Origin of the sequence: Pseudomonas sp. 43NM1 (genome assembly GCF_002836905.1) — a bacterium.
GTDB classification, from domain to species: domain Bacteria; phylum Pseudomonadota; class Gammaproteobacteria; order Pseudomonadales; family Pseudomonadaceae; genus Aquipseudomonas; species Aquipseudomonas prosekii.
The window spans coordinates 1-10,334 of record NZ_MKGS01000037.1 but is presented as its reverse complement, the minus strand read 5'-3'; the positions used below and the strand labels follow the sequence as shown (position 1 = coordinate 10,334).

General features: G+C 61.2%; 10 protein-coding genes. 8 read left to right on the top strand and 2 right to left on the bottom strand.

Translation table 11 applies throughout. The features are described 5' to 3' along the window. Together BI292_RS05960 and BI292_RS05955 are read right to left on the bottom strand one after the other, a co-directional pair. On the bottom strand, positions 1-712 hold a 712-nt coding region (locus BI292_RS05960), incomplete at its 3' end, for a patatin-like phospholipase family protein (protein ID WP_178076534.1). A gap of 158 nt (positions 713-870) precedes the next feature. Further along, entirely contained in the window at positions 871-1,803 is a 933-nt protein-coding gene (locus tag BI292_RS05955; protein WP_092271143.1) for a lipid A biosynthesis lauroyl acyltransferase, read from the bottom strand. A 118-nt stretch (positions 1,804-1,921) separates the two neighbouring features. On the opposite strand from BI292_RS05955, the gene minC reads away from it, so the two are divergent. The 8 genes from minC (at position 1,922) to BI292_RS05915 (ending at position 10,311) form a co-directional block, all read left to right on the top strand. Then, complete coding sequence (gene minC / locus BI292_RS05950; protein ID WP_092281456.1) at positions 1,922-2,659, top strand: septum site-determining protein MinC; 738 nt, start codon at positions 1,922-1,924, stop codon at positions 2,657-2,659. Between the two features lie 200 nt (positions 2,660-2,859). After that, positions 2,860-3,672, top strand: a complete 813-nt coding sequence (gene minD / locus BI292_RS05945) for a septum site-determining protein MinD (RefSeq protein WP_092271146.1) — start codon at positions 2,860-2,862, stop codon at positions 3,670-3,672. Beyond that, a complete protein-coding gene (gene minE, locus BI292_RS05940) occupies positions 3,672-3,926 on the top strand; it encodes a cell division topological specificity factor MinE (RefSeq protein WP_007898843.1) in 255 nt (84 codons plus the stop codon). The genes minD and minE overlap by 1 nt, the downstream gene beginning before the upstream one ends. A gap of 182 nt (positions 3,927-4,108) precedes the next feature. Then, positions 4,109-4,744 carry an RluA family pseudouridine synthase gene (locus BI292_RS05935; protein ID WP_092271155.1) on the top strand — a complete coding sequence of 212 codons (636 nt, stop codon included), beginning with the start codon at positions 4,109-4,111 and terminating at the stop codon, positions 4,742-4,744. 314 nt (positions 4,745-5,058) lie between these two features. Continuing rightward, positions 5,059-6,348, top strand: a complete 1,290-nt coding sequence (locus BI292_RS05925) for a M18 family aminopeptidase (protein ID WP_101207295.1) — start codon at positions 5,059-5,061, stop codon at positions 6,346-6,348. A gap of 147 nt (positions 6,349-6,495) precedes the next feature. Beyond that, positions 6,496-6,672, top strand: coding sequence for a hypothetical protein (locus tag BI292_RS28920; protein ID WP_167370416.1), 177 nt, complete (start codon positions 6,496-6,498; stop codon positions 6,670-6,672). A 77-nt stretch (positions 6,673-6,749) separates the two neighbouring features. Next, entirely contained in the window at positions 6,750-8,906 is a 2,157-nt protein-coding gene (locus BI292_RS05920) for a mechanosensitive ion channel family protein (protein WP_101207294.1), read from the top strand. Positions 8,907-8,973: 67 nt separating this feature from the next. Beyond that, positions 8,974-10,311 carry an amidohydrolase gene (locus BI292_RS05915; RefSeq protein ID WP_101207293.1) on the top strand — a complete coding sequence of 446 codons (1,338 nt, stop codon included), beginning with the start codon at positions 8,974-8,976 and terminating at the stop codon, positions 10,309-10,311. Positions 10,312-10,334: the final 23 nt, after the last annotated feature.

The following is a 10,334-nucleotide window of genomic DNA, read 5'->3' as shown; positions in this document are numbered from 1 at the left end:
GGTTGCCGCTGACGCCGACCACCAGCACGCGCGTGGCGCCAAGGTGCAGCGCCGGGCTGATCGGCGCCGACTGCCGCACCGCGCCATCGCCGAAAAATTCGTCGCCGATTTTCACCGGCGCAAACAACAGCGGAATCGCCGAACTGGCGAGCAAATGTTCAACGCTCAATTGGGTCGGCACGCCAATGCGGCGATGGCGCAACCACGCATCAATCGTCCCGCCGCCCTGATAGAACGTGACCGCCTGCCCCGATTCATAACCGAACGCGGTCACCGCCACTGCTTGCAATTGCTTGCGCGCGATGGCCTCGGCGATGCCGTTCATCTGTAATTTTTCGTTGAGCAGATTGCGCAGCGGCGAACTGTTGAGCAGCGCCACCGGCACCGGCGCGCCGATACCCAACAAGCTGCGACTGACAAACCGCGCGGCCTGATGGATCACCCCCGGCCAATCGCTGCGCAACACTTGATGGCTGCGAAAGCCCTGCCAGAACGCGGTGAGGCGCTCGATGGCGCTGCGAAAATCCATTGCGCCGCTGGCCAGACTGACCGCGTTGATCGCCCCGGCGGAAGTGCCGACGATCACCGGGAACGGATTGTCAGCGCCCACCGGCAACAATTCGGCAATCGCCGCCAGCACGCCCACCTGATACGCCGCCCGAGCCCCGCCGCCGGAAAGAATCAATCCTGTAACCGGTTCGCCTGGATTCATGCACAACGCTCCATGGTGCTGGACGGGATCATTATTCCAGCCCTGTCTAACACAAAACCTGTAGGAGCGAGGCTCGCCCGCGAAGGCTTCACCTCGGTTTCTGGGTGTCGCAGATGACGCCTTCGCGGGCAAGCCTCGCTCCTACAGGGGATCGGGGTTCAGCCGCGTTTTGCGTACAGTTTAGGTTCGCCGGGCGGGCGGCTCTTGAAGCGGCGATGGGCCCAGAGGTATTGCTCCGGGCAATCGCGCAAGGCGCCTTCGACCCATTGATTGATGCGGATGCAGTCGGCTTCTTCGGTTTCGCCGGGGAAACCTTCGAGCGGCGCATGAATCACCAACCGATAACCGCTGCCGTCCGCCAGACGCTCCTGCGTGAACGGCACCACCAGCGCCTTGCCCAAGCGGGCAAATTTGCTGGTCGCGGTGACGGTCGCCGCTTGAATCCCGAACAGCGGCACAAAGATACTTTGCTTGGCGCCATAGTCCTGATCCGGCGCGTACCAGATCGCCCGGCCGGCGCGCAGCAACTTGAGCATGCCGCGCACGTCGTCGCGCTCCACCGCCAGCGAATCGAGGTTATGCCGCTCGCGACCGCGACGCTGGATGTAGTCGAACAACGGATTTTTGTGTTCGCGGTACATGCCGTCGATGGTGTGCTGCTGGCCGAGCAACGCCGCGCCGATTTCCAGCGTGGTGAAGTGCAGCGCCATCAGAATCACGCCTTTGCCGTCGCGCTGGGCTTTTTTCAAATGCTCCAGGCCTTCGACATGCGCCAATTTGGCCAGACGCTCGCGTGACCACCACCAACTCATGGCCATTTCGAAGAAGGCAATGCCGGTGGAGGCGAAGTTTTCCTTGAGCAGGCGCTTGCGTTCGGCCGCGGATTTTTCCGGGAAACACAGTTCAAGGTTGCGTTTGGCAATGCGCCGTCGGTCGCCCGCCACGCGGTACATCAGGGCACCGAGGGCGCGGCCGACAAACAGCAGCGCCGGGTACGGCAACTGCACGATCAGCCACAACAGCCCCAGCCCGCACCACAGCGGCCAGAAACGCGGAGAAAGAAATGCTGTACGAAAACGCGGGCGATCCATTAAAGGTTCCGGAAAGACAATGGCCGCGCATTCTACATCGTTCGACCCGGCTTGCGGCCTGCGGGCGTTCTCGTTATAAGTCTCGGCACTTTTAGTGACAAGCCGTTGTATGCCGACCATGAGCCAAACCGATCCGCTAGACCAAGATCCCGTGTTCCAGTTGAAGGGCAGCATGCTCGCCATTACGGTGCTGGAGCTGGCGCGTAACGACCTCGAGAGCCTCGATCGACAACTGGCCGCCAAGGTCGCCCAGGCGCCGAATTTCTTCAGCAACGCGCCGCTGGTGCTGGCGCTGGACAAGCTGCCGCCGAGCGAAGGCGCTGTCGATTTGCCGGGGCTGATGCGCGTTTGCCGCTCGCACGGCCTGCGCACGTTGGCGATCCGCGCCAGCCGCATCGAAGACATCGCTGCTGCCATCGCCGTCGACCTGCCGGTGCTGCCGCCGTCCGGCGCGCGTGAGCGTCCGCTGGAGCCGAACGAAGGCGTAGTGGTGAAAAAACCGGAGAAACCGCCGGAGCCGACGATTAAACCGACCAAAGTCATCACTTCGCCAGTACGTGGTGGCCAACAGATATATGCCCAGGGTGGCGATCTGGTAGTGATTTCTTCGGTCAGCCCGGGGGCGGAACTTCTCGCCGATGGCAACATCCATGTATACGGCCCGATGCGCGGTCGTGCCTTGGCCGGGGTCAAGGGCGACTGGAAAGCGCGGATTTTCTGTCAGCAGATGAGCGCGGAATTGCTCTCCATTGCCGGCCATTACAAGGTTTCCGAAGACCTGCGTCGCGATCCACTGTGGGGCTCGGGCGTTCAAGTCAGCCTGTCGGGCGACGTGTTGAACATCATTCGTCTTTAACGGATACTGCCGCATTTTCCAAGCATCTCTAAAACGTAGCGAAAACGGCTCAAACGAAGTAGGAAAAAGGCCACAAGCAGTGTTTACCCAAAGTAAGTGCCGCCCAGGACCGGATTCCAGCCAAGGCTGTCCGACTGCAGTAGTTTTTCAAGAGATGTTTTTCAGGGGCTAAATGTCCTTTTCCTTAGGGGTGAAACACCTTGGCCAAGATTCTCGTGGTTACATCCGGCAAGGGTGGTGTGGGTAAGACCACCACCAGCGCCGCTATCGGTACCGGCCTCGCTCTGCGCGGCCACAAAACAGTGATCGTCGACTTCGACGTCGGTTTGCGTAACCTCGACCTGATCATGGGTTGCGAACGTCGCGTGGTGTATGACTTCGTCAACGTGGTCAACGGTGAAGCCAACCTGCAGCAGGCGCTGATCAAAGACAAACGTCTGGAAAACCTCTACGTGCTGGCCGCCAGTCAGACCCGCGACAAAGACGCGCTGACCGTCGAAGGCGTGGAAAAGGTCCTGATGGAGCTCAAGGAACAATTTGAGTTCGTGGTCTGCGACTCCCCTGCCGGTATCGAGAAAGGCGCGCACCTGGCGATGTACTTCGCTGATGAAGCGATCATCGTGACCAACCCGGAAGTGTCCTCGGTACGTGACTCGGACCGCATGCTCGGCCTGCTGGCGAGCAAGTCGCGTCGCGCCGAACGTGGCGAAGATCCGATCAAGGAACACTTGCTGCTGACTCGCTACAACCCGCAGCGCGTCAACGACGGCGAAATGCTCGGCGTTGAAGACGTTAAGGAAATTCTCGCGGTGACCCTGCTGGGCGTGATTCCGGAATCCCAAGCGGTTCTGAAAGCCTCCAACTCTGGCGTGCCGGTGATTCTCGACGACCAGAGCGACGCCGGTCAGGCCTACGGTGATGCGGTCGATCGCCTCCTTGGCAAAGAAAAGGCACATCGTTTTCTCGATGTGACGAAGAAGGGCTTCTTCGAGCGCCTGTTTGGAGGTAAATAATGAATCTTTTTGACTTCTTTCGTGCCAGTAAAAAGGTTAGTACCGCGTCGGTAGCGAAAGAGCGTCTACAGATCATCGTGGCGCATGAACGCGGCCAACGCAGTACCCCGGATTACCTGCCAGCCTTGCAGAAGGAACTGGTGGAAGTGATCCGCAAGTACGTCAATATCGGGTCCGATGACGTGCACGTCGCCCTGGAAAACCAGGGTAGCTGCTCGATTCTGGAACTCAATATCACCCTGCCGGATCGCTAGTCGAACCAGCGGGAGCCACGGCGACTCAGGCTCTTATGCACTCCGTAGGAGCGAAGCTTGCTCGCGAACAGAGGCAACTCGGTGTATCTGATAGACCGAGGTGACGCATTCGCGAGCAAGCTTCGCTCCTACAGAGTGCGGGGGCCTGAGTCGCCGTTGGCGTTTGTTACGAGGCTGTTTTAATGCCGTTGTCGAACATCCAGATCATTCATCAGGACGCCGCCGTTCTGGTGGTGAACAAACCGACCCTGTTGCTCTCCGTGCCCGGCCGGGCCGATGACAACAAGGACTGCCTGATTACCCGTCTGCAAGAAAACGGCTACCCGGAAGCGCGCATCGTCCATCGGCTGGATTGGGAAACCTCCGGCATCATTCTGCTGGCCCGCGACCCGGACACGCACCGCGAATTGTCTCGACAGTTTCACGACCGCGAAACCGAAAAGGCCTACACCGCGCTGTGCTGGGGCCAACCGGAGCTGGACAGCGGCAGCATCGATTTGCCGTTGCGCTACGATCCGCCGACCAAACCCCGGCATGTAGTCGATCACGAATTCGGCAAGAATGCCCTGACGTTCTGGCGCGTGCTGGAACGCTGCGGCGACTGGTGCCGCGTCGAGCTGACGCCGATCACCGGCCGCTCGCATCAATTGCGCGTGCACATGCTGTCGATCGGCCATCCGTTGCTCGGCGACGGCCTCTACGCCCACGAACAGGCCCTGGCTGCCTGGCCGCGCCTGTGTTTGCACGCGAGCATGCTGAGCTTCACCCAGCCGCAAACCGGCGAACGCCTGCGCTTCGAATGCCCCGCACCGTTCTGAAGACATGTAATTAACCTGTGGCCGCGAGCTTTCGTGGCTAAAGAAGCTGGCCGTGGTGAGGGGGCTTGCCCCCGTTGGAGTGCGCAGCGCCCCCAAACTTTTGCCACCGTTGCGTCAGGGAGATTGCGGTTGCTTGATTGGCGGCTGCTTCGCAGCCGAACGGGGGCAAGCCCCCTCGCCATAGTGAACCCCCTCGCCACAGTGAACCACCTCGCCAGACCAAGCTCGCTTGCCACGATGATCTTCATGCACTGAGGTTCGGCGCCCGACGCACTTTGCGTTAAACTCGCGCCCATTGCTGTCTGGAGTTTCTTATGCGCGAAGAGTTGAACCAAGGCCTGATCGACTTCCTCAAGGCCTCCCCTACCCCGTTTCATGCCACTGCCAGCCTTGTTCAGCGCCTGGAAGCGGCGGGTTTCTCGCGGCTTGACGAGCGTGAACCGTGGGCCGTCGAAACCAACGGTCGTTACTACGTCACCCGCAATGATTCCTCGATTGTCGCCTTCAAAATGGGCCGTCACTCGCCCCTGCACGGCGGCATTCGCATGGTCGGCGCTCACACCGACAGCCCGTGCCTGCGGGTCAAACCGCAACCGGAACTGCAACGTCAGGGCTTCTGGCAGTTGGGCGTCGAAGTCTATGGCGGCGCGCTGCTGGCACCGTGGTTCGACCGCGACCTGTCGCTGGCCGGCCGCGTGACCTTCCGCCGCGATGGCAAAGTCGAAAGCCAATTGATCGACTTCAAGGCGCCGATCGCGACCATTCCCAACCTGGCCATTCACCTCAACCGTGAAGCCAACATGGGTTGGGCGATCAACGCGCAAACCGAACTGCCGCCGATCCTCGCGCAATTTGCCGGTGACGAACGCGTGGACTTCCGCGCCGTGCTCACCGATCAACTGGCCCGCGAACACGGGCTGAACGCCGACGTGGTGCTTGATTACGAGCTGAGCTTTTACGACACCCAAAGCGCTGCAGTGATTGGCTTGCACGGTGATTTCATTGCCGGCGCGCGCCTCGACAACCTGCTGTCGTGCTACGCCGGCCTGCAAGCGTTGCTGACTACCGCAACCGACGAAACCTGCGTGTTTGTCGCCAACGACCACGAAGAAGTCGGCTCCTGCTCGGCGTGCGGCGCCGACGGCCCAATGCTCGAGCAGACGCTGCGCCGCTTGTTGCCGGAAGGTGATGAGTTCGTGCGGACGATTCAGAAATCGCTGCTGATTTCGGCCGACAACGCTCACGGCGTGCATCCCAACTACGCCGAGAAACACGACGCCAACCACGGCCCGAAACTCAACGCAGGCCCGGTGATCAAGGTCAACAGCAACCAGCGCTACGCCACCAACAGCGAAACCGCCGGGTTCTTCCGCCATCTGTGCATGGCCGAAGAAGTGCCGGTGCAAAGCTTCGTGGTGCGCAGCGACATGGGCTGCGGCTCGACCATCGGCCCGATCACCGCCAGCCACCTCGGCGTGCGCACCGTGGACATCGGCCTGCCGACGTTCGCCATGCACTCGATCCGCGAACTGTGCGGCAGCCACGACTTGGCGCATCTGGTCAAAGTCCTGAGCGCGTTCTACAGCTGCCGCGAGTTGCCGTAGACGCTGCGCCCCTGTAGGAGCAAGGCTTGCCCGCGATGGCGTCAATGAGATCGCCATCGCGGGCAAGCCATGCTCCTACAGGTGTCAGTCTGCGCTCACGCAAAACCCACCTAGACTTGAGTAATCCCCTACGACAAGGCTGTCGCCATGATTACGATGTCTTCCTTCCACGCCATGCTGATCCCGATTCTGGCCGGGATGATCATGCTGGCAATCGGCTTCAATTTCCGTGACAAAAACGCCGGCGTCTTCGCCATGTGGCTCGGCATGCTGCTGATCCTCGCCACCGTCGTGTACAAAATCCTCGCCAAACTCAACGAATAAATCCGCGCCCCGGCTCGCATTGATTTTGACGGCCTCGTACACTCGGCCGATCCGCTCATCCCGAGGTTGACCGCCTAGTGTTCGCTCGTCTTTTTGCCCTGCCTTGTTTCCTCCTTATCTGCCTCATGACGTTGCTGCCGATCGCGCCTGCCCAAGCCGTCGGTTTGCCCGGTCTGCTCAACAACTCGTCGAAAACCCAACCCGAAGCCCAGGCACCGCTGGGGCAATCGCTCGACGAAGTGATCAAGTCGCTGGAAAACGATCAACAACGCACCAAGCTGCTCGCCGATCTGAAAAAGCTCCGCGACGTCACCAAAAAAGCCCAACCAACCGCCGAAGAAGGCGTGCTGGGCTTGATCGGCGGCACGCTCGCCAGTTTCGAAAGCAAATTTTCCGGGGCCGACAGCCCGCTCACGCGCTGGTCCGCGGAATTTGGTTTGGCCAAGGAAGAATTCTCCGCGCTGATGCTCCCGGCCAACGAATGGCTGCCGATCATTTTTGCCTTCGCGATGATCCTGATGGTCTGGAGCCTGCTCGCCGCCGCGCTGATCTGGATCAGCCACCGCGTGCGCATGCGCTTCGGCCTCACCGAAGAATTGCCGCAACACCCCAAAGCCCTCGACATGCTGCGCTTCGCCCTGCGCAAGCTCGGGCCGTGGCTGATTGCGCTGGTGATGACGGTTTACATGAGTTACGCGCTGCCGTCCTCGCTGGGCAAAAGCCTGGCGATGGTGCTGGCGTATGCGCTGGTGGTCGGCACCTGTTTCTCGGCGATCTGCGTGATTGCGTTCTCCGTGCTCGACGGCCCGCACCGCCATCGCGCCTTGTACATCCTGCGTCATCAGGCGTTCCGGCCGCTGTGGCTGATCGGTAGTTTCGCTGCGTTCGGTGAAGCCCTGAGCGACCCGCGACTGGTCGCCAGCCTCGGCACGCACCTGGCTCATACCGCCGCGACCATCGCCAATGTCATGGCCGCGCTGTCCACCGGGCTGTTCATCCTGCGCTTCCGCCGCCCGATCGCGCACCTGATCCGCAACCAGCCGTTGTCGCGACGCCTGACCCGTCGCGCCCTCAGCGACACCATCGATATCCTCGGAACGTTCTGGTACGTACCGGCGCTGGTGCTGGTGTGCATTTCGCTGTTTGCGACATTCTTCTCGGCCGGCGACACCAGCACCGCGTTGCGCCAATCGCTGATCTGCACCGTGCTGCTGGTGTTGTGCATGGTCATCAATGGCCTGGTGCGCCGCCATTCACTGAAACCGCAACGCGGGGTGAAACGCCACGCGCTGTATTCCGACCGGCTGAAAAGCTTCTGCTACACCCTCGCGCATTTGTTCGTGTGGCTGGTGTTCATCGAGCTCGGTTTGCGCGTCTGGGGCATGTCGCTGATTTCCTTCACCGAGGGCGAAGGGCATGAAGTCAGCGTCAAACTGTTCAGCCTCGCCGGTACGCTGATTTTTGCCTGGCTGATCTGGATTCTCAGCGACACCGCCGTGCACCACGCCCTCACCCGTTCGCGCAAAGGCCTGGCCAACGCGCGGGCGCAAACGATGATGCCGCTGATCCGCAACGTGCTGTTCGTGGCGATTTTCATCATCGCGCTGATCGTCGCGCTGGCGAACATGGGCATGAACGTCACGCCACTGCTGGCGGGTGCCGGTGTGATCGGTCTGGCCATCGGTTTCGGCGCGCAATCGCTGGTTGCCGACTTGATCACCGGCCTGTTCATCATCATCGAAGACTCGCTGGCCATCGACGACTACGTGGACGTCGGCGGCCACCTCGGCACCGTCGAAGGCCTGACCATCCGCACCGTGCGCCTGCGCGACATCGACGGCATCGTCCACACCATCCCGTTCAGCGAAATCAAAAGCATCAAGAACTACTCGCGCGAATTCGGCTACGCGATTTTCCGCGTGGCGGTGCCGTACAACATGGAAATCGACGAGGCGATCAAACTGATGCGCGAGGTCGGCCAGAAAATGCGCACCGATCCGCTGCAACGCCGCAACATCTGGTCACCGCTGGAGATTCAAGGCGTTGAGAGTTTCGAGTCCGGCAGCGCGATCCTGCGGGCGCGGTTCAAGACGGCGCCGATCAAACAGTGGGAAGTGTCGCGCGCGTTCAACTTGTCGCTGAAACGGCATTTGGATGAGGCCGGGCTGGATCTGGCGACGCCGCGGATGAGTGTGCAGGTGATCACCGCGGGCGGCGGCGTGCAGAAGGAATAGCACTCTGGGCGGCGGCTCCGGTCACAGGCATTGAAGCCAACAAAAACAACAGCCATGGAGAACACCGATGCCGCTGACTCGCATTGCCCAAACCTGCCTGCTGAGCCTGCTCGGCGCGCTGGCCACCCACGCCAGCGCCGACACCCGGGAAACCAGCCGCAGCTACATCGCCGAGCAAGCCAAGGCGCTCGAACCCGAACTGCTGGAAACCCGCCGCGACATCCACGCGCATCCAGAGCTCGGTAATACCGAGAAACGCACTGCCGAACTGGTCGCCAAACAACTGCGCGCGATGGGCCTGGAGGTCAAAACCGGCGTCGCCCGCACCGGCGTGGTCGCCGTCCTCAAAGGCGCCCTGCCCGGCCCGACCGTGGCCCTGCGCGCCGACATGGACGCGCTGCCGGTCAAGGAAGTCGCGGACCTGCCATTCGCCTCGAAAGCCAAAGGCACCTACCTCAACAAAGAAGTCGACGTGATGCACGCCTGCGGCCACGACGCGCACACCGCGATCCTGCTGAGCACGGCGAAAATTCTTACAGGCCTGCGCGAAACGCTGCCCGGCACGGTGGTGTTCTACTTCCAACCGGCCGAAGAAGGCCCAAGCGACTTCATCCCGGATGGCACGAATACCTGGGGCGCAAAAATGATGATCGCTGAAGGCGCGATGCAATCGCCGAAACCCGACGCCGTGTTTGGCTTGCACGTCTGGGCTGGCGTCCCCGCCGGGCAAATCGCCTACCGCCCTGGCCCGACCCTCGCCAGCTCCGACGACCTGCGCATCAAAATCCTCGGCAAACAAACCCACGCCGGCCGCCCCTGGGACGGCATCGACCCGATCACCGTCGGCGCCCAAACCATCGTCGGCCTGCAAACCGTGGTTAGCCGGCGCACCGACATCTCGTCCTACCCTTCGGTCGTCAGCATCGGCACCATCAACGGCGGCACGCGCTACAACATCATTCCTGAATCACTCGACATGACCGGCACCATCCGCTCCTACGACTACGGCATCCGCCAAAAACTGCACACCGACGTCCGCCAAACCGTGGAAAAAATCGCCGAAAGCGGCGGCGCGAAAGCCGAAGTGACCATCATCGAAAAATACGATCCGACGATTAACAACCCGGCGCTGACCGAGAAAATGTTGCCGACCCTGCGCTGGGCGGCGAGAGACGACGTGGTGCAAGGGCCGCTGGTGGGCGGCGCGGAAGATTTTTCGTTCTATGCGAAAGAAGTGCCGGGGTTGTTTGTGTTCTTGGGCGTGACGCCCAGGGATCAGGATTTGAGCAAAGCGGCGCCCAATCATAATCCGGGGTTCTTTGTGGATGAGTCGGCGCTGGTGGTTGGGGTGCGGACGATGGCTTCGTTGGCTACAGATTATTTGTATGCGAATGGGAAGCCTTGATGGGGTTTTGGGTGGGGGGATTG